Origin of the sequence: uncultured Xylophilus sp. (assembly GCA_913776965.1) — a bacterium.
GTDB lineage: Bacteria > Pseudomonadota > Gammaproteobacteria > Burkholderiales > Burkholderiaceae_C > Xylophilus.
Genome location: CAJYQL010000058.1, coordinates 24019 through 45202, shown reverse-complemented (window position 1 = coordinate 45202; position 21184 = coordinate 24019). Strand labels below are relative to the sequence as shown.

The window sequence follows — 21184 nt, the reverse complement described above, 5'->3', positions numbered from 1 at the left end:
GTACCAGCCGAGCGCGCGCATGCGGCCGAAGGCGCGGTCCATCTCGGCCGGCGTGAAGCTGATGCCGAGGCCGCCGCGGGTGAAGCGCGCGCCGCGCACGCCGGCGTCGTGCAGCGTCTGCAGGTAGGCGTCGTCGCGCTCGACCAGCACCGCGGCGTTGGCGCACGCCAGGTAGCGGCGCGGGCCGCCGCCGGTGTTCAGGCCGGCGAGCGCGTCCAGCACCACCGTGTGGTCGGCGCCATAGGTGGTGGCCTGCACGATCACGCCGCGCTGGAGGCCGAGCGTGGCGTGCAGCCGTGCTGCGGTCTCCCAGGTCGCGGTGGGCATGGTGTAGGCCGCGCCGGGCCGCACCGGGTAGCGTTCGGGCGGGCCGAACACGTGGAACTGGCTGTCGCAGGCGAGCGGCGGCGGCAGCGGGTCCGGGGCGCGGGGATGCGGGTCGAAGGGCAGGTAGTCGGGCATGGAAACGTCCAGGAAAAAAAGACGCGGGGTATTCATGAGGGCGACCGTGGATCCGGCTTCGCTGGTCCACCGGTCGTGCCCCCTGCAAGGGGGTAGGCGAAGCGCGCAGTGCGCAGCCTGGGGGTCAGTCGATATACGCGGTGAAGGAGCACTCGATGAGCTTGCCCATGTCGAGGTCCGGCGCGACGATGGCGTGGCGGGCCGGCCGCGATGCCGGGTCCGGAAACATCTCCAGCCAGGGTCCGTTGAGCGCCGGCCGCTGGCTGCGGTCCTTCATCCAGACCGTCACCTTCACGATGTCCTCGGTGCTGCCGCCGGCGGCCTCGACGATGCGACGCACGTTGTCGAGCATGAAGCGGCACTGCGCCTCGATCGTTGCCGCCGGCTGGCCGGTGGCGGGATCGGTGCCGAGCACGCTGCCGCTCTCCACCAGCGGGCCGATGCGGCAGGCCGCGGGGATCGGGTTCTTGTGGGCGAAGCCGTCGATGTGGATGCTGGTGCGGCGCGGCGGCGCGGCGCGGCCGAGCGCGGAGGACGGGAGGGTGTCGCGGCTCATTCGGCGGTGATGTTGGATTGCTTGATGACCGGGGTCCAGCGGGCGTCTTCCTTGGCGAGGAAGCGCTGGAACTCGTCGGGCGACATCGCCCGCGCCTCGGCGCCGAGCGTCTGGAACTTCTCCTGCACCGCCTTGTCCGCGAGGATCCTGCGCAGCGCGTCGGAGAAGCGCACCACGATCTCCTTCGGGGTGCCGGCCGGCGCGAGGATGCCGGTGAAGGTCTCGGCCTCGAAATCCTTGAAGCCGGCCTCCTGCAGCGTCGGCACGTCGGGCAGCTGCGGCACGCGTTTGGCGGACGTGACCGCCAAGGCCCGGGTGCGGCCCTGCTGGATGAAGGGCTGCGCGACCGACAGCTGGTCGAAGTTGAACTGCACCTGGCCGCCGAGCAGGTCGGTGGTGGCTGGCGCGTTGCCCTTGTAGTGCACGGTGGTCCACTTGGCGCCGCTCTCGCGCTGCAGGAATTCGCTCACCAGGTGGTTGGTGGTGCCTGCGCCCGGCGAGGCCATGTTGATCCGGTTGTCCTTCTTCGCCGCGGCGAGCAGTTCGCCGATCGTCCTGTAGGGCACCGACGGGTGCACCTGCAGCACCAGCGGCGTGAAGGACACCGAGCCGACCGGCACGAAATCCTTCTTCCAGTCGTAGGCGGCCCGCTTGAAAATCAGCGGCGAGAACAGGATCGGACCGTTGGCGCCCATGAAGAAGGTGGTGCCGTCGGGCGCGGCCTTGGCAACGGCTTCGCCGGCGATCATGCCGCCCGCGCCGGGCCGGTTGTCGACCAGGAACGGCTGCTTGAACACCTGCTGGAGCTGCTCGCTGACGATGCGGGCCGCGCCGTCGACATTGCCGCCGGGCGGATAGGGCAGCACCAGCCGGACCGGCTTGTCGGGCCACGTCTGGGCGGCGGCACCCGCCGGAAGCCAGGCAGCGAGTGCCGCGGTCGCCACGACGGCGGCGGAGCGGAGGACGGAAAGTACGGGCATGCGAATGTCTCCTTCGATGCCGCCGGAGGGGACCGGCGGCCTAGATCCACTCTACGAAGCGGCCAGGCGATGCTGCAATGCAATAAGCCGAGACAGTTCCACATCGTGGACACTTCGGCCAGATCGCTCTACACGGATGGCTGCCGGTGGAGGACCCTGCTGTCCACAATCGTCCATCCCCTCGTTCGCGACGCCACTTTCCATGCACATCGACGCCCGCTCCCTCGCCCCCGAAGCCACCTACCGTCTGCTGAGCGGCATCGTGGTGCCGCGCCCCATCGCGTGGATCACCACGCTGTCGCCCACCGGGGTGGTGAACCTGGCGCCGTTCTCCTGCTTCACCTTCGTCTCGAACAAGCCGCCGCTGCTGGGCGTCAACATCGGCCGCAAGGCCGGCCAGCGCAAGGACACCGGCGCCAACATCCATGCCAGCGGCGAATTCGTGGTGAACATCGGCGACGGCTCGCAGATGGTGGCGATCCACGAAAGCAGCGCCGAGCATGCGCCGGACGTGAGCGAGGCGGCGCTGCTCGGCCTCGGCACCGCACCGTCGTCGGCGATCGCGGTGCCGCGACTCGCCGATGCGCCGGTGGCGATGGAATGCCGGCTGGAACGGGTGATTCCCTTCGGCGACACCGGCGCCGAATTCTTTGTCGGCGAGGTGCTGGCCTACCACCTGCGCGACGGCCTGCTGCAGGACGGCAAGGTCGACACCCTCGCGCTCGATCCGGTCTGTCGCATCGGCGGGCCGAACTACGCCACGCTCGGCCGCATCGTCACACTGCGCGGCATGCAGCAGACGGCCAAGACGGTGATGGCATCCGGCGGTGGCGGCTGACGATGGCATCGCAACCGCCGGCGCGCAAAGCGTTCGGCGGGCCCTGGCCGTCCTGCGCATCGTCGCGGCGGGCCAGGAACAGGGCGTACGGCTGGTGGACGTGGCGCACGCCACCGGTCTCAACCGGCCGACGGTGCACCGCATCCTGCGGGTGCTGGTGGAGGAAGGCGCGGCGGAACAGGATCCGGCCACCCGCCGCTACCTGATCGGCCGCGAGGTCTCGCTGATGGGACTGGCACGTTCGGCGCGCCCGCCGGTCCAGGCCGCGGCCGAGCCGCACCTGCGCGCGCTCGCCGAGACCGAGGGCGAAACCTGTTTTCTCACGATCCGCAACGGCGACGACTCGGTCTGCCTGGTGCGCCAGCCGGGCAGCTACCCGATCAAGGTGCTCTCCATCGCCGTCGGCGCGCGCAGGCCGCTGGGTGCGGGCGTGAGCGGCCTGGTGCTGCTCGGCGCGCTGCCACCGGCGGACGCTGCGGCGATCGTGCTGCGCAATGCCCCACGCCTGCAGGCGCTGGGCATCGCGCCCGACCAGCTGCTGCAGCGGGCCGCAGCCGCGGCCGCCCACGGTTACGCCTATGCCGCCGTCGGGGTGGTACCCGGTTCGCGCGCAGTCGCGGTACCGGTGCGCGCGTCGGATGGCCGGGTGCTGGCCGGCCTGGCCGTGGCAGCGATCACCGAACGGCTCCCGGACGACCGCGTGCAGCCGCTGGCCGCCTGCCTGGCGGCGCTGGCCACGCAGATCGGCGCGGAAACCCACGAGGCCGCCGCCCGCAGCAGCCTCAAGCGTCGTTACGGTGGAGGAAGCCGGGAACAATCGGACGATGGACCTGCAATTTCTGGACTTTGACTGCGGCGAGGAGGCCGACGGTGACGGCAGCTTCGATGCGCTGGCGAGCGTCGCGGCGCCGCGCCTGGCGGCCCTGCATGCCGAGATCGCACGGGTGCTCGGCTGGGCGCACGATGCCTTCCCGGGCGCTTGCGCGCCGCCGGAGGACGGCGGCACCTGGCACTACGACCTCGCGGGCCGGCGCGAGACCACGGTCGAGCAGCGCATCGCCTTCGATCCGGCCACCGGCCGCATCGCGGCGGAGGACACGGGCGCTGCGCCCGGCGTGCGGCACACCGTCAGCCTGTCGATCGCAGGCAACGCCGCGTTCTGCGCGGCGTTCCGCGACGCATTCGGGCTCGCGGACTGACGCTGTGCGCCGGCCGGCTCAGGTCACCGGCGCGGGGTTGAACAGCACTAGCTGGTTGTGCAGCTTCCAGTGCTCGGCCCAGGTCTTCTTGCGGCCGCTGGCCACGTCGAGCATCAGGCGGAACATCTCCCAGCCCATGTCTTCGATGGTGGCGTCGCCGTCGGCGATGCGGCCGGCATTCACGTCCATCAGGTCGTGCCAGCGACGCGCCAGGTCGCTGCGCGTGGCCACCTTGATCACCGGCACCTGCGCCAGGCCGTAGGGCGTGCCGCGGCCGGTGGTGAAGACGTGCAGGTTCATGCCGGCGGCGAGCTGCAGCGTGCCGCAGATGAAGTCGCTCGCCGGCGTGGCGGTGTAGAGCAGGCCGCGCTGCGTGGCGCGGTCGCCGGGCGAAACCACGCCGCTGATCGGCGAGGAACCCGACTTGACGATCGAGCCCATCGCCTTCTCGACGATGTTGGACAGGCCGCCCTTCTTGTTGCCGGGCGTGGTGTTGGCGCTGCGGTCGGCGCTGCCGCGGCGCAGGTAGGCGTCGTACCAGGCCATCTCGCGGATCATCGCCTCGGCCACCGCGGGCGTGGCGGCGCGCGAGGTGAGCTGGTCGATGCCGTCGCGCACCTCGGTCACTTCCGAGAACATCACCGTGGCGCCGGCCCGCACCAGCAGGTCGGTGCAGAAGCCCACGGCCGGGTTGGCGGTCACACCGCTGAAGGCATCGCTGCCGCCGCACTGCACGCCCACCACCAGTTCGGACGCCGGCACCGTCTCGCGGCGGCGGGCGTTCAGGCGCTCCAGGTGCACCTCGGCCTGCCGCAGGATCGACGCGACCATCGACATGAACCCGACATGCGCATCGTCCTGCAGGCAGACCACGTCGAGTTCGGGGCCCGCGGTGGCGCCGATGTCGGCCACGTTGCGCTCGTCCACCAGCGGAATGCTGCCGGGCGGCAGCAGCCGCTCGGGCTGCAGCTTCTCGCAGCCCAGGCTCACCACCATCACCTCGCCGCCGAAGTTGGGGTTGAGGCTGATGTTGCGCAGCGTGCGGATCGGAATCGCGGCGTCGGGCGCGTCGATCGCGACGCCGCAGCCGTAGCCGTGCTCCAGCGCCACCACGTCGTCCACGTTGGGGAAGCGCGGCAGCAGCTCGGCCTTGATGCGCTGCACAGCGAAGTCGGTGACGCCGGCCACGCACTGCACGGTCTGGGTGATCGCCAGGATGTTGCGGGTGCCGACCGAGCCGTCGGCATTGCGGTAGCCCTCGAAGGTGAAGCCTTCCAGCGGCGGCAGGGGCGCGGGCTTCACGGTGGCGATCGGCAGGCCGTCGAGCGAGAGCGCCTCGGGCATGTGCAGCAGCCGCTCGTGCACCCAGCTGCCGGCGGGCAGGGCCTGCACCGCGCGGCCGATGACCACGCCGTAGCGCAGCACCGCACCGCCTTCGGGGATGTCCACCAGCGCCACCTTGTGGGCCTGCGGCACCCGGTCGCGCAGCACCAGGCCGCAGGCCAGCACGGTGCCGGCGGGCAGGCCGCCGTCGTTGGCGACGATGGCGACGTTGTCGCCGTCGCGCATGCGGATCGTCAGCGGCGGGCGGGCCGACGGTGCCGCAGGCACGGGCGTGGCCGCAGCAGCCGCGGGGGGAGACAGGAGGGCCGTGGAATCGTTCATCGTGGTTTCTCGTCGTCGTGCCGCGCGGTCGTGTCGGTGTCCTGCAGGCGGCGGTTCAGGCGCGTTCGCCGACCTCGACCTGCTCGCGGGTCCAGGCGCGGGCCTGTTCGGTGAGCGTCAGGCCCAGGCCGGGCCGGGTCGGCACCAGCATGCGGCCGTCGCGGATCTCCAGCCGTTCCTCGAACAGCGGTTCGAGCCAGTCGAAATGCTCGACCCACGGCTCGGTCGGGTAGGCCGCGGCGAGGTGCACGTGCAGCTCCATCGCGAAATGCGGCCCCAGGCTCAGGTCCGCATGCTCGGCCAGCGCGGCGATCTTCAGGAAGGGTGTGATGCCGCCGACGCGCGGCGCATCGGGCATCAGGTAGTCCGCCGAGCGCTGGCGGATCAGTTCGGCATGCTCGCCCAGGCTGGTCAGCATCTCGCCGGTGGCGATCGGGGTGTCGAAGGTGGCGGCCAGCGCGGCATGGCCTTCGTAGTCGTAGGCGTCGAGCGGCTCCTCGATCCAGACCAGGTCGAAGGCTTCGAAGGTGCGGCACATGCGCTGGGCGGTGGGCCGGTCCCATTGCTGGTTGGCGTCCACCATCAGCGGCATGTCGTCGCCCAGGTACTTGCGCACCGCTTCCACGCGACGGATGTCGGCCTGCCGGTCGGGCTGGCCGACCTTGAGCTTGATGCCGCCGATGCCGCGCTCGCGCGAGGCCTGGGCGTTGACCAGCAGTTGCTCGAGCGGCGTGTGCAGGAAGCCCCCCGACGTGTTGTAGCAGCGCACCGCGTCGCGCTGCGCGCCGAGCAGCTTGGCCAGCGGCAGGCCGGCGCGGCGGGCCTTGAGGTCGTAGAGCGCGACGTCGAAGGCGCCATAGGCCTGCACGCCCATGCCGCTGCGGCCGACCGAGGCGCCGGCCCAGCAGAGCTTGGTCCAGAGGCGGGCGATGTCGTTCGGATCCTCGCCGAGCAGCGCCGGCGCGACCTCCTTCGCATGGGCGAACTGTCCCGGGCCGCCTGCGCGCTTGGAATACGAGAAGCCCAGACCGCGGTGGCCGTCGCGGGTCTCGATCTCGGCGAACAGCATCGCGATCTCGGTCATCGGCTTCTGCCGGCCGGTGAGCACCTTGGCGTCGCTGATCGGGTTCGCGAGCGGCAGGTAGCAGGACGAAAGGCGGATGTGGACGATGCGGTCGTGAGTCATGGCGGTGTTGTGCAGGCAGCGGCCCTTTGCGGTTCGCGGTTCGGACAGCCATGAACGCGGCCATCCTGGAGCACCCGCGGAACTGGCTTTGCCAGGCCGCCGGGTGCGCCCCCCTTGGGGGGTAACGGCCGGGGAACGCAGTGCGCCGGCTAAACGGGGGTCAATCGATCGTTATCTTGCCGGCCTCGATCACCTGCTTCCAGCGGGCGTATTCGCGCTGCTGGAAGGCGGCGAACTCGGCCGGGGTGTTGACGACCATCTCGAAGCCGATGGAGGTGAACTTGTCCTTCACCCGCGGGTCGTTGAGCGCTTCGGCGAAGGCGGCGTGCGCCTGGGTGCGCACCGCCGGCGGCAGGCCCTTCGGCGCGACGATGGCCTGCCAGGAGGCGACCTCGACGTTCTTCACGCCGGCCTCGGCGAGCGTGGGCACGTCCGGCAGCACCGGCGAGCGCTTGGCGCTGGTGACGGCCAGCGGGCGCATCTTGCCGGCCTTGATATAGCCGATGACCGAGTTGACGTTCTGGAAGGACGCATCGACCTGCCCGCCCATGATGTCGGTGTGCGCCGGCGCGCCGCCCTTGTAGGGGATGTGCACGCCCTGGGTGCCGGTCTGCTGCCAGAACAACTCTGCGGTCAGGTGGTCGCTCGACCCGTTGCCGGCCGAGGCGAAGCTCATCTTGCCCGGGTTGGCCTTCTGGAAGGCGATCACGTCCGCCACGCTCTTGTGCGGCGAGTTGGTGGGCACGACCAGTACGTTGGGCGACTGCACCGCGACGGTGATCGTGTCGAAGTCCTTCAGCGCGTCGTACTGCAGACCCTTGACCAGGTGCGGCACGATGACCAGAGGCCCGAGCGAGGTGACCAGGAAGGTGCTGCCGTCGGCCGGTGCACGCTTCACGAAGGTCGCGCCGATGGTGCCGGTGGCGCCGGCGCGGTTGTCGACGGTAAAGGTCGTCTTGTACTTCTCCGACAGCAGCGGGCCGACCGCCCGCGCCACCTGGTCGGTCGAGCCGCCCGGCGGGAAGGGCACGACCAGCGTGACCGGCTTGCCGTCGGGCCAGGTGTTGGCGGCGGCGGCGAACGACAGGGCGGCGAGCGTGGCCGCGAGGATCTTTTTCACGATGTCTCCTTGGAAGGGTTCGGCAAACTGACAACGATGTCATTTGTGGTCGAGAGGCCCGGGCTCCTGCTTTTCGGTCCGCAAATCTGCACATCTCGGCAAGGCCGGCGCAAATGTTATCGTTGTCATTTCGACTGTCAAGCGGGTGGACCCGAGTGTCGGCCGGGACTGGTAGGCTTGGCGCAGCTCGTTCCCGGGCGACTTCCTGCGCCATGCCTTCCGCCCCCACCAAGACCATCACCCTGCACGACGTGGCCCGCGCCGCGGGCGTCTCCCTGATCACCGCGTCGCGGGCGCTGGGCAATCCGTCAGTGGTATCGCCGGCCACCATCGCGCGGGTCCAGGCGGCGGTGGAGGCGACCGGCTACATCCCCAACCTGCTGGCCGGCAGCCTGAAATCCCGGCGCAGCCGGATGGTGGCGGCGATCGTGCCGGCGCTCGCCGTTGCGCAGTTCCTGCCGTCGCTGCAGACGCTCACCGCCGGGCTGGCGGCCGGCGACTACCAGCTGCTGCTCGGCGAGACCGGCTACGACCCGGCGCGCGAGGAGGCGGTGATCGACACGATGCTCAGCCGCCAGCCCGAAGGCATCGTCTTCACCGGCCTGGTGGGCGCAGAACGCTCGCGCGAACGGCTGCGCCGCGCCGGGCTGCCGGTGGTCGAGACCTGGGACTTCACCACGCGCCCGGTGGACATGCTGGTCGGCTTCTCGCAGCAGCAGGTCGGCAGTGCGGTGGCGGGCTATTTCCTGTCGCGCGGCTGGCAGCGTGTCGGCGTGGCGACCGCCGACGACCAGCGGGCGATGCAGCGCCATGCCGGCTTCGAGGCGGCGATCGGCCGCCGCGTGCCGACGGCGAAGGTGCCGGCGCCGAGCAATCTGGCGCTCGGCCGCCGGGCGATGACCGATCTGCTGGCGCAGGACCCGGGACTGCGGGCGGTGGCCTGCAGTTCGGACCAGCTCGCGCAGGGCGTGCTGGTGGAAGCCCAGGCACGCGGCCTGCGGGTGCCGGAGGACATCGCCATCTGCGGCTTCGGCAACGCCGATTTCTCCGAACACCTGCTGCCCAGCCTGAGCACCGTGGTGGTGGACGGCCCGGGCATCGGCCGCCGTGCAGCCGACATGGTGCTCGCGCGCTGCCGCGGCGAGACGGTGGCGTCGCCGGTGGTGGACGTGGGCTTCCGCATCGTCGAGCGGCAGTCCACCGGCACCGCGGCCGCCTGACGCTGCGCCGCGAAGCGGCGCGACACGGCGCACCAGGCGGCCGTGCGCCGGGCAGGAGCAGCGCTACGGCCGGCCGAAGCCGCCCTCGGCCCAGGCCGCGGCGCCCGCGGCGGTGAGGCGGTAGTCCGGTCGCACCCGTTCGCGCGCCAGGGTGTCGCCGGCCGCGTCGGTGGCCGACAGCCAGGCGTGCGGATCGTCCTCGTCGGGCACGATGTCCAGCGCCACGGTGCAGCGGCCGGTGGCGTTGGTGTGCACGTCGAACTGCTTGTGCAGCCGGGCGTGCAGCGCCTGCTCGTGGCGGCGGATCACTTCGGCGGCGGTCTTCACCAGCGTGTTGAAGGCGGCGGTGTCGAGCGGCTTCGGGTTCTTCTTGTCGCGGCCCATGGTCCAGGGGCCGGTCAGCGCCGGCTCCGGGTCGCCGTCGCGGTGCATCTCGACGGCCCAGCCGTCGTCCTCTTCGTTCTTGATGACCCGGGCCCGCCATCCGTTGTCGTGCCAGAGGGTGGGCGAATGGATCGCGTCGGGGGTGTCGTCGTCGGGGGAATCGGAATCGAAAGGCATGGTCAATGGTAGTGGCCGCCGTATCATCCCGACCTGTTGCAAACCGTATCCGGGAGGACCGCATGGTCAGGAAAAACGCACTGTGGTTCGTGTTCGGTGCGGTGGCGAGCTGGGCCGCGATGCACGCGGTCAGCGCCTGGCAGCACCTGGACGCGATGCCGGCGCCGTCGGCCGGCGGCCAGCCGCTGGTGATGGTGCCGATGGAAGGCGCGACCGCCACGGTGCACGCCGGCACGCCGAACTTCCGGGCGGCCTCCTATTCCGCCTCGGGCGACGGCCGGGTGCAGTCTGGCATCTTCTCGGCCGAAGGCCCGTCGACCTTCGACTGGCACTACGGCGTGGACGAGACGGTGTACATCCAGGAAGGCGAAGTGCACCTCGACTACATGGGCCGCCGCTTCGTCGCGAAGCCGGGCGAGACGGTGCACTTCCAGGCCGGCACCCGCGCCCACTGGCACGTGCCGCGCTATGTGCAGAAGTCCTGGACGGTGCACGAGCCGAGCCGGCTGGTGCGCTGGTGGCGCAAGCTGACCGGCGACGGACCCGAGGCCGCTCGCCCGGCGGGCTGAGCCCCCAAACCCGCAGCCGCACGCGCGGCGGCGCCGGCCGACACAATGGGCGTCCGACCGCCCTCCTCCGCCGCGCCATGACGACCACGCCCTCTCCGACCGCTGCTGCCGCCGATACGCCGTCCTTGCCGGTGCGCACCGATGCCGCCTGGCTCGACGCCTACTGGATGCCGTTCACCGGCAACCGGCACTTCAAGGCCGACCCGCGGATGATCGTCGCGGCCGAAGGCGCCTACTTCACCGACCACACGGGCCGCCGCATCTTCGACGGCCTGTCGGGCCTCTGGTGCAGCGGCCTCGGCCACGGCCGGCCGGAGATCGGCGAGGCGGTCGCCCGGCAGATCCGCACGCTCGACTACGCCCCGGCCTTCCAGCACGGCCATCCCGGTGCCTTCGCGCTCGCCAACCGGCTGCGCGAGCTGACGCCCGACGGGCTCGACCATGTCTTCTTCACCGGCTCCGGCTCCGAGGCGGCCGATACCTCGCTCAAGATGGCGCGTGCCTACTGGCGGGCGAAGGGCCAGGCCGGCAAGACCCGGCTGGTCGGCCGCGAGAAGGGCTACCACGGCGTGAACTTCGGCGGCATCTCGGTCGGCGGCATGGTCGGCAACCGCAAGGCCTTCGGCCAGGGCATCGAGGCCGCCCACCTGCCCCACACCCAGCTGGCGGCCAACGCCTTCAGCCGCGGCCAGCCGGCGCACGGCGCGGACCTCGCCGACCGGCTGCTCGACCTCATCGCGCTGCACGACGCCAGCACCATCGCGGCGGTGATCGTCGAGCCGTTCTCCGGTTCGGCCGGCGTAGTGGTGCCGCCGCAGGGCTACCTGCAGCGGCTGCGCGAGATCTGCACCGCGCACGGCATCCTGCTAATCTTCGACGAGGTGATCACCGGATTCGGCCGCTGCGGCGCGATGACCGGCGCGGATGCGTTCGGCGTGACGCCTGACATCCTCAACTGCGCCAAGCAGATCACCAACGGCGCGCAGCCGCTCGGCGCGGTGATCGCCCGGCGCGAGATCTACGACACCTTCATGGCCGCGGGCGGGCCGGAGTACATGCTCGAGTTCGCGCACGGCTACACCTACTCGGCCCACCCGGTCGCCTGCGCCGCCGGCCTCGCCGCGCTCGACGTGCTGGTGCGGGAGGACATGCCGGGCCGCGTCCGGTCGCTCGCGCCGTACTTCGAGTCCGCGGTGCACGGGCTGCGGGGCGCGAAACACGTCACCGACATCCGCAACTACGGCCTGGCCGCCGGCTTCACGATCGACGCGGTGCCCGGCGAGCCGGCGCGCCGGCCGTGGGAGGTGGCGATGGCCTGCTGGAAAAAGGGCTTCTACGTGCGCTACGGCGGCGACACCATCCAACTCGCGCCGCCCTTCATCGCCGAGCGCGAGGAGATCGACCGGCTGGTGAGCGCCCTCGGCGATGCGCTGGAGGAAACCGCATGAGGGTCTGACGGCTCCATGCCCTAGCATCGGCGGCTCTCCCGGCGCACGGGCCGGTGACGGTCCGCCCGCCGCCCTTCCCGACGATCCGAACCCCCTTCCCATGTCCTCCCTGTACTGGTCTGCCCATCAGCTGCCCGAACTGCGCGCGCTGCCCAAAGCGCAGCGCAACGCGATCATCCTCCGCGCCCGCCGCAGCGACTACCTGGGCATGTTCGTGTGGTCGGTTGCGTTCGCGGCCCTCTACATGGTGGTGGCGCGGCTGACCCCGCTGGGCGGCCTGCTGGCCGACCTCGTCGAGGGACCGGCGACGCTGCGGGTGCTGGCGAACGTGGTGCTGGTGCTCGCCTGCCTGGGGCTGGTGAACGTGGTCTACCTCAACACCCGGCTCAAGCACCGGATCCGCGACTTCGTCTGACGGGGCGGCGGCCGACACCGCGGGCCCGCGCGTGGTCGGCCACATCGCCAGCGCAGGGCGACGCGCTATCGAAACCGTAGCTGCTCGCGCCCGTCCCACCTGCGCAGAAGGTCTTTTTCCTTCGGAAATCAGCGCTTCGGCGGCGCCTGCGCCTTGTCGCCGCCGCCGAACACCTTCTCGATCAACCCGCCGATCCGCGCACCGATCGCGGTGCCGATGCCCGGGGCCACCGCGGTGCCGACCGCCGCGCCGGCCACCGCGCCCGCGGGCACGGAAATGTCGGGCTTGCCGACCGGGCCGGTGATCTTCAGCGGCACGCCGACCACGCCTTCCACCAGGTCCACCGCCAGCTCCGCATCGATGCGGCGATTGGCGAGCATGGCGTTGCCGGTGGCGGTCAGCACGCCCGATGTGGCGCGCAGCTGCGTGTAGCGCATCACCAGGCCGTCCTCGGTGTTGCGGGTGTCGAGCTGGCCGGTCAGCCGGTCGAGCGGCGTGGTGCCCGCATGCTCCTTGCCCAGGCTGCGGATCGCGCGGTCGAGGTCGAAGCGCAGCACCGTCGCCGGCGCCACGGTGAAGGTGGTGCGGGTGCGCAGCGAGCGCAGCAGGCTCTGCGCATCGTCGCCCTCGGCCGACAGCGTGGTACGGCCCGACGCCCGGCCGGCGACCACCGGGTTGCGCTTGAAGGTCTCGGTCAGCTGGCGGACCTCCACGCCCTTCGGCTCCAGTTCGCCGGTGATGCGCACGCCGCCCGCCGGGCCGCTGGCGCCCGGAGCGCTGTCCGCACTGCGCGGCGCCAGCGCCACCAGGCCGTCCCAGCTGCCGCCGGCGATCGCGGTGGTCACCCGCCAGCGGTCGTCGTTGCCGTCGCGCTCCAGCGTGACCTGTGCGGGCGGCTGCACGCCCTGCCGTGCGAGGGTGGCGGTGCGCGGCTTCCAGCCTGCCTCGAAATCCGCCTGGCCCTCGAACTCCAGCGGAATGCCGCGCCGGCCGACCCAGGCGACGTTGCGGAATTCCACCCGCCGGACCGGCACCGCGGCCGGTTGCCAGCGGCCGGTGCCGCCGCCGTCCGCCACCGCCCCGTCGGCGCCGCGGAAGGCCCGCAGCGACGGCTGGGGAATGGTCGCGCCGTCGAGCAGCACGCGGTCGAAGGCGATCTCGCCATGCAGCAGCGGCCGCAATTGCGGCCAGCCAGCGAGCCGCTGCAGCCGCACCGGCGAATCCTGCCGCGTCGCCACGTCGCGCACCTCCACCATCGGCTGCGGCAGCAGTTGCCAGTGCAGTGCGCCGATGGTGACCGGCACGCCCAGCGCCTCTTCCACGGCGGCCTCGGCGCGGCGGGCGAGCTGCTCCTCGCTCGGCAGCCAGAGCGCGACGCCCACGGCCGACAGCGCCACGACGGCGGCGACACCGCCGAGGACGGTCCAGAGGGTCTTGCGGCGCAGGGGCATGCGGGTGGGAAGGGTGCGGATGGGAGGAACGACAGCAGCGCAGGCGGAGCCCGCTGCGCGGCGCGGCCCTTGCTTATCTCCCCGGCTGCCTACACTGCGCGTCGGAATGGACGCCAAACCCCTGAGGAGAAAACACCATGACTGACCCCTACTGGCCCCGCTGGCGCGAAGTGCGCGCCACCGAGGAAGGCGCCGTCGTCGCGCCCGACGAACGGCTGCCCTGGCCGCAGACCGCCGCCATGGGCGTGCAGCACGTGATCGCGATGTTCGGCGCGACGGTGCTGGCGCCGATCCTGATGGGGTTCGACCCGAACATCGCGATCCTGATGAGCGGCGTCGGCACGCTGATCTTCTTCCTGCTGACCCGCGGCCGGGTGCCGAGCTACCTCGGCTCGTCCTTCGCCTTCATCGGCGTGGTGATCGCCGCGACCGGCTACGCCGGCAAGGGCCCGAACGCCAACCTGGCCGTCGCACTCGGCGGCATCGTCGCGTGCGGTGCGGTGTACGTGCTGATCGGCCTCCTGGTGCAGGCGGTCGGCACCGGCTGGATCGAACGCTTCATGCCGCCGGTGGTGACCGGCGCGGTGGTCGCGGTGATCGGGCTCAACCTGGCGTCGATCCCGGTGAAGAACATGGCGGCCAACAACTTCGAGTCGTGGATGCAGGCCCTCACCTTCCTGAGCGTGGGCGTGGTCGCGGTGTTCTCGCGCGGCATGGTGCAGCGGCTCCTGATCCTGGTCGGACTGGCGCTGGCGACGGTGCTATACGCGGTGTTTACCAACGGGCTGGGCTGGGGCAAGCCGGTGGACCTGTCAGGCGTGGCCACCGCGGCCTGGCTCGGCTGGCCGTCGTTCACCGCCCCGGTCTTTACCGGCAACGCGATGCTGCTGATCGCGCCGGTGGCGGTGATCCTGGTCGCCGAGAACCTGGGCCACCTGAAGGCCGTGACCGCGATGACCGGCCGCAACCTCGACCCGTACATCGGCCGCGCCTTCATCGGCGACGGCGTGGCGACGATGCTGTCGGGCGGTGTCGGCGGCACCGGTGTGACCACCTATGCCGAGAACATTGGCGTGATGGCCGCCACCCGCATCTACAGCACCGCGGTGTTCGTGGTGGCGGCGCTGATCGCGCTGCTGCTGGGTTTCAGCCCCAAGTTCGGCGCGGTGATCCAGGCGATCCCGCTGCCGGTGATGGGCGGCGTGAGCATCGTGGTATTCGGGCTGATCGCGGTGGCGGGCGCCAAGATCTGGGTGGACAACAAGGTCGATTTCTCGCAGAACCGCAACCTGATCGTGGCGGCCATCACGCTGGTGCTGGGCACCGGCGACTTCACGCTGAAGTTCGGCGGTTTTGCGCTCGGCGGCATCGGGACCGCGACCTTCGGGGCGATTCTGCTGTGGGCGCTGCTGGGACGCGGTGCGGCGGCAGCACCGCACGAACGACGCTGACCGACGTCGTCGGCTGCGGCGTCAGGAGCCGCGGCGTACGGCCTCGGCACTCGCAGTCCGGGTCACCTCCGCCACGACCGCCTGCAGCGGCGCGGTCAGGCGTTTGTCCTGGTGCATCACCAGCGCCTGCGAACGGCGCAGCGGCGGGGTCAGCGACCGGAACTCCAGATCGGGGTGGTGGCCCGCACCGGTGAGCGCCCTGCGGGGCAGCACGCTGCAGCCCAGGCCCGCCGCGACCACCGCCTTCATCGCCTCGACGCTGTCGAGTTCCATTGCGGCCGGCGGCCTCCGTCCGGCCGCCCCGAACCATGCGTCGATCAGGCCGCGCGTAGAAGTGCCCGGGCTGAACATCACCTGCGGCAGTGCGCCCAGCGCCGGTGCGTCGAGCCGATCCGGCCACGCATCCGGCCTGCGCTTCCGGACGGCGACGAGTTCGTCGTCCAGCAGCACCTGCACGCCGACCGACGACGAGGGCACCGGCAAAGTGACCAGGGCGAGGTCGAGGTCGTTGTCCTCGATGCGGCGCACCAGGCCCTCGGCGTTGCCGGTACTCACGACGAGTTCCAGGCGGGGATGGGTCTCGCGCAGGCGCCGCAGCATCGGCGGCAGCAGATAGAGGCAGGTCGTCAGGCCGGTGCCGATGCGCACCTGGCCGACCACATCGCGGGTGTGCGCCGCGACGGCGTTGAAGGCCGCTTCTAGCGCCAGTGCGACCGCCGGCAGGTGCGACAGCAGGTCCCGTCCCGCGGCGGTCGGCCGCACGCTGCGGCCGGCGCGCTCCAGGAGCCGCACGCCCAGCCGCGTCTCCAGCGTCTTGATCTGCTGGCTGATGGTCGGCTGGGTGAGGCCGAGCTGCGCTGCGGCGGCCGTGAAGCTGCCGTGCTTCACGACGAGTTCGTACTTGCGCAGCTGGTCCAGGTGCTGGACCGATCCCCAAGCTGAACTGATGCTCTGCATAAGCGACGCTACCTTCTTCCCTGCGCGGTTCGCCGGCACCATCCGCCGCCTGTACCACCGCCTCCTTGCCCGCCGTGACCCTCACCCTCAATGCCGACCGATTAGGGGATCGCCTGGAGCGCATCGCGACGTTCACACGGCCCGATGTGCCCTGGACGCGCCGGGCGTTTTCGCCGGAGTTCGAGGCCGGACGCCGTTGGCTGCAGGAGGAGTTCCGCGCGGCGGGGCTGAACGTGCGGCTGGACACTGCAGGCAACCTGGTCGGCACCCTGTCGGGCCGGTGTGCGCACCTGCTACCGCTCGCGTCCGGCTCTCATACCGACACCGTGCTCGGCGGCGGTCGGTTCGACGGCGTGCTCGGGGTCCTTGCCGGGCTGGAAGTGGCGCAGAGCCTGCGCGAATCTGGCCGCCTGCTGCGGCACCCGCTGGAGGTCATCGACTTCCTGTCGGAGGAACCGAGCGCCTACGGCGTGTCCTGCGTGGGCAGCCGGACGATGGCGGGCACCTTGGTACCCGACATGCTCGCGTTGTCAGCCCCATGCGGCGAGACGCTTCACGCCGCGCTGCAGCGCGTCGGTGCGCGGCCGGATGCGCTGGCCCAGGCCGTCCGCGCGCCCGGCGACATCGCCGCGTTCGTCGAGCTGCACATCGAACAGGGCCCGGTGCTGGAGCAGGCGAAGCTGCCGATCGGCGTGGTGACCTATATCGTCGGCATCCGACGGGTGGCGATCACGATCGAGGGCCGTGCCGACCATGCGGGCACCATGCCGCTCGACCTGCGGCAGGACGCCCTGGTCGGCAACGCGCACGCGGTGTCTACCGTCCGCGCGGTCGCAGACCGCTTCCTGACGTGGCCGTGGTACGTCGTCGCCACCGTCGGGCGGCTGAACGTGCTGCCGAACGCCAGCAACGCGGTGCCGGGCCGTGTCGAGATGGTGCTTGAGGTCCGCAGCGATTCGGCCGAAATCCTGGAGGTCTTTCCGGAAACGGTGATAGCCGAATGCCAGCCCGAGCTGTCGCGGATGCAACTACGTGCCAGCGTGCGACAACTGAGCCGCACTACGCCGACCCCCTGCAGTGACATCGTCATGGCGGCCGTCGCGCAGGCCGCTGCCGATCTGGATCTGCCCTGCCGCCAGCTGCCCATTGGCGCCGGCCACGACGCGCTGCACCTCGCGGCGGTCGCGCCCATCGGCATGGTGTTCGTGCCGTGCCGGGACGGGCGCAGCCACTGCCCGGAGGAATGGATCGACAAGACCACCGCGGCAAACGGGGCGCGGGTGCTCGCGGGAGCGTTGTTGGGGCTTGATCGACAGTTGGCGTGAACAGCGACAGGCCGTGCAACGCGTTTGCGCGCCGACGCCCGCTCAATCTGCCTGGGCGCCTGTCTCCTTGACCACCTTCGCCCATTTCGCCAGCTCGCGGCCCAGGTACGCCTTCGCCTCGGGCAGGGTCCCGCCCAGCGGTTCGAAACCGGCCGCTGCCAGCCGCGTGCGGAACTCCGCATCCTGCTGGATGCGTGTCACCTCCCGATTCAGGCGCTGCATGACGGCTTCGGGGGTTTTGGCCGGTGCGAAAACCCCCACCCAAGTGACGTCCTCGAAGCCTGGGAAACCGGATTCCGCCACGGTCGGCACTTCGGGCAACACCGGCGATCGCTGGCTACCGGTCACGACGAGGCCGCGCACCCGGCCGGCCTTCACCAGTTCGACGGCCGCCGGCAACGCGACGCTCGCCATCTGCACCTCGCCGGCCATTGCGGCATTGAGTGCCGGGCCTGCACCCCGGTACGGCGCATGCGTGACCGGCACTTTACCCAGCACCTTGAACAGGTACTCTGCGGTCAGGTGCGGCGTGGTGCCCGCACCGGCGGTGCCATAGTTGTAGCTGCCGCCTTTGGCGCCATCGATGACTTCCTTGAGGCTGCGGCCCGGCAATTGCGGCGCGGTGACGATCAGGTTGGGACTCGAGGCCACGAGCGCCACCAGCGTCAGGTCCTTTTCGGCATCAAAGCCGAGGTTGCGCTGCATCGCCGGATTGACGGCGTAGGAACTGGTGTTGACCAGCAGCGTGGTGCCGTCCGGTTCGGCGCGCGCCACCTGGCTGGAAGCCAGGCTCCCGCCGGCGCCCGGCTTGTTGTCCACGACCACACTCTGGCCGAGAGGTTCGGCGAGGCGAGCGGCAAGCAGCCGGGCAATGATGTCGGCCGGTCCTGCGGGAGCGAACGCGACGACCAGTTTGACCGGCCTGCCCGGCCAACCGGAAGGCTGGGCCGCGGCAAGCACAGGAAGGGCGAGCGCGGCGGCGGCGATCAGGCGCAGTGCGTGACGGCGTTGCATGGCATGTCTCCTGAGATGCGGAATGGATGGCGGTCAGACCGCGGCAGCAGGAATGCGCGGTACCAGCAGCAGGGCCGGATGGGCGGGTCCGGTGTGGAGCGTCGTGGTACCGGCAAATTCCGGTGCCGCACGGTCCTCCGGATGGTCGTGCAGCAGACGCCCTGGCGGCGCGACCACGAAATCGTGCCCTTGCACGGTGAGCACCAGCCGATAGCCCAGCGGGAACACCATGCTGGTCGGCCAGATCTCGACATCGACCGGGTAGACGGTGCCGGGCTCCAGCTTCTGAACCTCGTCGTGGGCGTGATAGGGTCGGTACGGCTGACTAAGGTCCGGATCGAGCTTGCGGTGCGAGGCGCGCAGCCAGCCCTGGGCCATCGGCACCGGCTCGTGCGCACCGATGAAGGTGCGCTCCCGGCCGTCGGGGCCGAAGACGCGCAGCACCACGAACAGGTCGGCGTCGGCGGTAGACGACGAGATCCACAGCCGCAACGCGACGGGACCGGTGAGTTCGGCCTCCTCGGTGAACGGCGCGGTCGAAAAGTCCAGCGATCCCGACATGGCGGTGAAGCTTGCCTGCGCGGTCGCCCGCGGCGTCTGCAGGTCGAGCGTGCCGTCGCCGGCGTCCAGGTAAAACGGCGTCCATTGCGTGCGGGCCAGCGGCCACTCATGCTCGGCCCGCAGAGTGGCCGTGCCGTCCGGCCGGCGGATCGCCAGCTGCACCCGCGGCTCCCGCTCCCAGCCGTTGTCGTCGCCGCGCAGGTAGTGGCCCAGGAAGCGCTTCTGCAGTGCGACGTAGCGCGGCAGGTAGAAGCTCTCGTAGTGGGTGCCGATGTGGGCGAACAGCCATTTCTCGGCCGAGCCCGCGGCGAGGTAGCCCTCCACATTGCCGCGCAGGTGCATGCCGGCGCCGCCCCAGTTGGCGGCCGACAGCACCGGCACTTCGATCTCCGACAGCCGGCCGGTGCGCGCCCGGTTCCAGGCATCGTCGAGGCGGTGGCGCAGCCGGTCCTGCGGGTGCTCGGCGCGGTTGCCTTCCAGCAGCGCGGGCGAGAACGCCGGGCCGGTGGTGCGCTCGCCGGTATCGCGGTCGCGGTGGGTGCTGTCGCCGCTGCCGTACTGGTTGCTCAGCACCTGGCGCGGCCACCAGGCGAAGGTGAAGCTGCTGCTGAAGATGCCGCCGTGCGCGCCGCCGTCGCGGTAGAAGTCGGCCGAGCCTTCCCAGGGCACGATGGCCGCGAGGTGCGGCGGCCGCAGCGCCGCGACCTGCCACTGCTTGATCGCGAGGTAGGACACACCAATCAGCCCGACCCGGCCATTGGACCAGGGCTGGGTGCCGGCCCATTCGATGCATTCGTAGTAGTCGCGAGTCTCCACCGGCCCAAACGGGTCGAGGAAACCCGGCGAGCGGCCGGTGCCGCGTGCATCGACTTGGATCACCACGAAGCCGTCGGGCACCCAGCGCTCGGGATCGACCACCTCCCAGCGCAGGAAGCGGCCGGTCGAGCCTTCGGTGGCCAGGCCGGGATAGAGGCCGGTCAGCACTTTCCACTGCGGCGCGAAGGCGTCGGCGAAATGCACGTCCTTGCCGTAGGCGCCGAGCGCCATCACGACCGGGTAGGTGCCCTCCTCGCGCGGCCGGAAGACGTTGCAGCGCAGCACCGTGCCGTCGGACATCGGGATCGGCACGTCGCGCTCGAAGCGCAGCGGCAGGCCGCCGGCGGCGTCTTCGGCGGCAGTCGCGTCGGTGGGAACGGAGGTGGTGGTGTTCATTGCATCGGCACGTTGGCTTGCCGCACGATGGCGGCGTATTTCTTCGCGTCGTCCTGCAGGAAGGTGGCGAAGGCGTCGGGCGTGCTGCCGATGGCCACGCTGTCCCAGGCGAGTAGCTGGTCGCGCACCGCGGGCACCTGCAGCGCCTGGCGGATCTCGGCCGAAAGCTTGTCGACGATCGGCCGCGGTGTCTTCGCGGGCGCCAGGATGCCGGTCCAGCCGCCGTCGTAGTCGAATCCCGGCACGCCGCTCTCGGCCAGCGTGGGCACGTTCGGCAGCGAGGCGATGCGCTGCGCGCTGGTCACCGCGAGCGGCCGCACCTGGCCGCTGTTGATCGCGATGGTGGCGGCCGTGGTGCTCAGGAAGCAGGCCGAGACCTCGCCGCCCATCACGGCCGCCAGCGCTGGCGCGGCGCCTTTGTACGGCACGTGCAGCATCTTCGTGCCGGCGCTCACGTTGAGCAGCTCGCCCGCCATGTGCAGCGTGTTGCCGATGCCGGGCGAGCCGAAGCTGACGTTGCCGTCGGGCCGGTGGGCGATGGCAAGGAATTCGGCGATGGTCTTCGCCGGGAACTGCGGGCTCACCACCAGCACCAGGGCCGGCGCCACGATCAGCTGCGTCACCGGCGCGAAGGCGGTCGCGGTGTCGTAAGGCAACTTTTTGTAGATGCTCGGGTTGATGCTGTGCGAACCGGTGGTGAGCAGCAGCGTGTAGCCGTCGGGCGCTGCGTTGGCCGCGGCCTCGGACGCGATGATCCCGTTGGCGCCGAGCCGGTTGTCCACCAGCACGCTCTGGCCCATCTGGCGGCTGAGCTGGGTGGCCACCAGCCGCGCGAGCAGGTCGGGGCTGCCGCCGGCCGAGAACGGCACCAGCAGGCGGATCGGCTTGGTCGGGTAGGCGGCCTGCGCGCGGGCCGGAAGGCCGGAGGCGGCGGCCACGGCGGCGAGCGCCGCGAGGCAGAGTCTGCGGTTGGGCATGGAGGGCTCCTGGTGCG

At 71.0% G+C, this 21184-nt stretch carries 21 protein-coding genes; 9 read left to right on the top strand and 12 right to left on the bottom strand.

Annotated features, from left to right (window positions below; genetic code table 11):
* From QZ500_RS08685 to QZ500_RS08675, 3 genes are all read right to left on the bottom strand, one after another.
* On the bottom strand, positions 1–462 hold a 462-nt coding region (locus tag QZ500_RS08685; RefSeq protein ID WP_295853845.1), incomplete at its 3' end, for an amidohydrolase family protein.
* A gap of 124 nt (positions 463–586) precedes the next feature.
* Complete coding sequence (locus QZ500_RS08680) at positions 587–1018, bottom strand: RidA family protein (protein ID WP_295853842.1); 432 nt, start codon at positions 1016–1018, stop codon at positions 587–589.
* Positions 1015–1998, bottom strand: a complete 984-nt coding sequence (locus QZ500_RS08675) for a tripartite tricarboxylate transporter substrate binding protein (RefSeq protein ID WP_295853839.1) — start codon at positions 1996–1998, stop codon at positions 1015–1017. Before QZ500_RS08675 ends, QZ500_RS08680 begins: the two co-directional genes overlap by 4 nt.
* A gap of 202 nt (positions 1999–2200) precedes the next feature.
* Between QZ500_RS08675 and QZ500_RS08670 the strand changes: the two genes are divergently transcribed.
* Genes QZ500_RS08670 through QZ500_RS08660 form a run of 3 tightly spaced genes read left to right on the top strand, consistent with a single transcriptional unit; the run spans position 2201 to position 4035 of the window.
* The gene (locus QZ500_RS08670; RefSeq protein WP_295853837.1) at positions 2201–2836 is read left to right on the top strand and encodes a flavin reductase family protein; all 636 of its coding nucleotides are present in this window, start codon (positions 2201–2203) and stop codon (positions 2834–2836) included.
* Positions 2826–3686 carry an IclR family transcriptional regulator gene (locus QZ500_RS08665; RefSeq protein ID WP_295853834.1) on the top strand — a complete coding sequence of 287 codons (861 nt, stop codon included), beginning with the start codon at positions 2826–2828 and terminating at the stop codon, positions 3684–3686. The genes QZ500_RS08670 and QZ500_RS08665 overlap by 11 nt, the downstream gene beginning before the upstream one ends.
* On the top strand, positions 3661–4035 hold the full coding sequence (locus QZ500_RS08660; RefSeq protein ID WP_295853832.1) for a hypothetical protein: 375 nt from the start codon (positions 3661–3663) through the stop codon (positions 4033–4035). Before QZ500_RS08665 ends, QZ500_RS08660 begins: the two co-directional genes overlap by 26 nt.
* Positions 4036–4053: 18 nt before the next feature.
* On the opposite strand, the gene garD is transcribed toward QZ500_RS08660, so the two are convergent.
* From garD to QZ500_RS08645, 3 genes are all read right to left on the bottom strand, one after another.
* A complete protein-coding gene (garD, locus tag QZ500_RS08655; RefSeq protein ID WP_295853851.1) occupies positions 4054–5604 on the bottom strand; it encodes a galactarate dehydratase in 1551 nt (516 codons plus the stop codon).
* 151 nt (positions 5605–5755) lie between these two features.
* The gene (locus QZ500_RS08650; RefSeq protein WP_295853829.1) at positions 5756–6886 is read right to left on the bottom strand and encodes a mandelate racemase/muconate lactonizing enzyme family protein; all 1131 of its coding nucleotides are present in this window, start codon (positions 6884–6886) and stop codon (positions 5756–5758) included.
* A gap of 160 nt (positions 6887–7046) precedes the next feature.
* Entirely contained in the window at positions 7047–8006 is a 960-nt protein-coding gene (locus tag QZ500_RS08645) for a tripartite tricarboxylate transporter substrate binding protein (protein WP_295853825.1), read from the bottom strand.
* Positions 8007–8218: 212 nt separating this feature from the next.
* Between QZ500_RS08645 and QZ500_RS08640 the strand changes: the two genes are divergently transcribed.
* Positions 8219–9226 carry a LacI family DNA-binding transcriptional regulator gene (locus QZ500_RS08640; protein ID WP_295853821.1) on the top strand — a complete coding sequence of 336 codons (1008 nt, stop codon included), beginning with the start codon at positions 8219–8221 and terminating at the stop codon, positions 9224–9226.
* A 63-nt stretch (positions 9227–9289) separates the two neighbouring features.
* Here the strand turns inward: QZ500_RS08640 and QZ500_RS08635 are convergent, their stop codons facing one another.
* Positions 9290–9787: a hypothetical protein gene (locus QZ500_RS08635; protein WP_295853818.1), complete on the bottom strand. Its 498-nt coding sequence runs from the start codon at positions 9785–9787 to the stop codon at positions 9290–9292.
* Between the two features lie 62 nt (positions 9788–9849).
* Between QZ500_RS08635 and QZ500_RS08630 the strand changes: the two genes are divergently transcribed.
* From QZ500_RS08630 to QZ500_RS08620, 3 genes are all read left to right on the top strand, one after another.
* A complete protein-coding gene (locus QZ500_RS08630; protein WP_295853815.1) occupies positions 9850–10356 on the top strand; it encodes a cupin domain-containing protein in 507 nt (168 codons plus the stop codon).
* 77 nt (positions 10357–10433) lie between these two features.
* Positions 10434–11804 carry an aspartate aminotransferase family protein gene (locus tag QZ500_RS08625; protein ID WP_295853812.1) on the top strand — a complete coding sequence of 457 codons (1371 nt, stop codon included), beginning with the start codon at positions 10434–10436 and terminating at the stop codon, positions 11802–11804.
* 100 nt (positions 11805–11904) lie between these two features.
* Positions 11905–12219: a hypothetical protein gene (locus QZ500_RS08620; RefSeq protein WP_295853809.1), complete on the top strand. Its 315-nt coding sequence runs from the start codon at positions 11905–11907 to the stop codon at positions 12217–12219.
* A gap of 128 nt (positions 12220–12347) precedes the next feature.
* Here QZ500_RS08620 and QZ500_RS08615 read toward each other — a convergent pair whose 3' ends face one another.
* Complete coding sequence (locus QZ500_RS08615; protein WP_295853806.1) at positions 12348–13670, bottom strand: AsmA-like C-terminal region-containing protein; 1323 nt, start codon at positions 13668–13670, stop codon at positions 12348–12350.
* A 137-nt stretch (positions 13671–13807) separates the two neighbouring features.
* Between QZ500_RS08615 and QZ500_RS08610 the strand changes: the two genes are divergently transcribed.
* Complete coding sequence (locus tag QZ500_RS08610; RefSeq protein ID WP_295853803.1) at positions 13808–15121, top strand: solute carrier family 23 protein; 1314 nt, start codon at positions 13808–13810, stop codon at positions 15119–15121.
* Positions 15122–15142: 21 nt separating this feature from the next.
* On the opposite strand, the gene QZ500_RS08605 is transcribed toward QZ500_RS08610, so the two are convergent.
* A complete protein-coding gene (locus QZ500_RS08605; protein WP_295853775.1) occupies positions 15143–16078 on the bottom strand; it encodes a LysR family transcriptional regulator in 936 nt (311 codons plus the stop codon).
* Between the two features lie 65 nt (positions 16079–16143).
* On the opposite strand from QZ500_RS08605, the gene QZ500_RS08600 reads away from it, so the two are divergent.
* Entirely contained in the window at positions 16144–17403 is a 1260-nt protein-coding gene (locus tag QZ500_RS08600; RefSeq protein ID WP_295853774.1) for a Zn-dependent hydrolase, read from the top strand.
* 42 nt (positions 17404–17445) lie between these two features.
* Here QZ500_RS08600 and QZ500_RS08595 read toward each other — a convergent pair whose 3' ends face one another.
* Genes QZ500_RS08595 through QZ500_RS08585 form a run of 3 tightly spaced genes read right to left on the bottom strand, consistent with a single transcriptional unit; the run spans position 17446 to position 21167 of the window.
* Positions 17446–18417, bottom strand: a complete 972-nt coding sequence (locus QZ500_RS08595) for a tripartite tricarboxylate transporter substrate binding protein (RefSeq protein ID WP_295853772.1) — start codon at positions 18415–18417, stop codon at positions 17446–17448.
* Between the two features lie 33 nt (positions 18418–18450).
* Positions 18451–20190, bottom strand: a complete 1740-nt coding sequence (locus tag QZ500_RS08590; RefSeq protein WP_295853771.1) for a CocE/NonD family hydrolase — start codon at positions 20188–20190, stop codon at positions 18451–18453.
* Positions 20187–21167, bottom strand: a complete 981-nt coding sequence (locus QZ500_RS08585; protein WP_295853769.1) for a tripartite tricarboxylate transporter substrate binding protein — start codon at positions 21165–21167, stop codon at positions 20187–20189. Before QZ500_RS08585 ends, QZ500_RS08590 begins: the two co-directional genes overlap by 4 nt.
* Positions 21168–21184 lie beyond the last annotated feature (17 nt).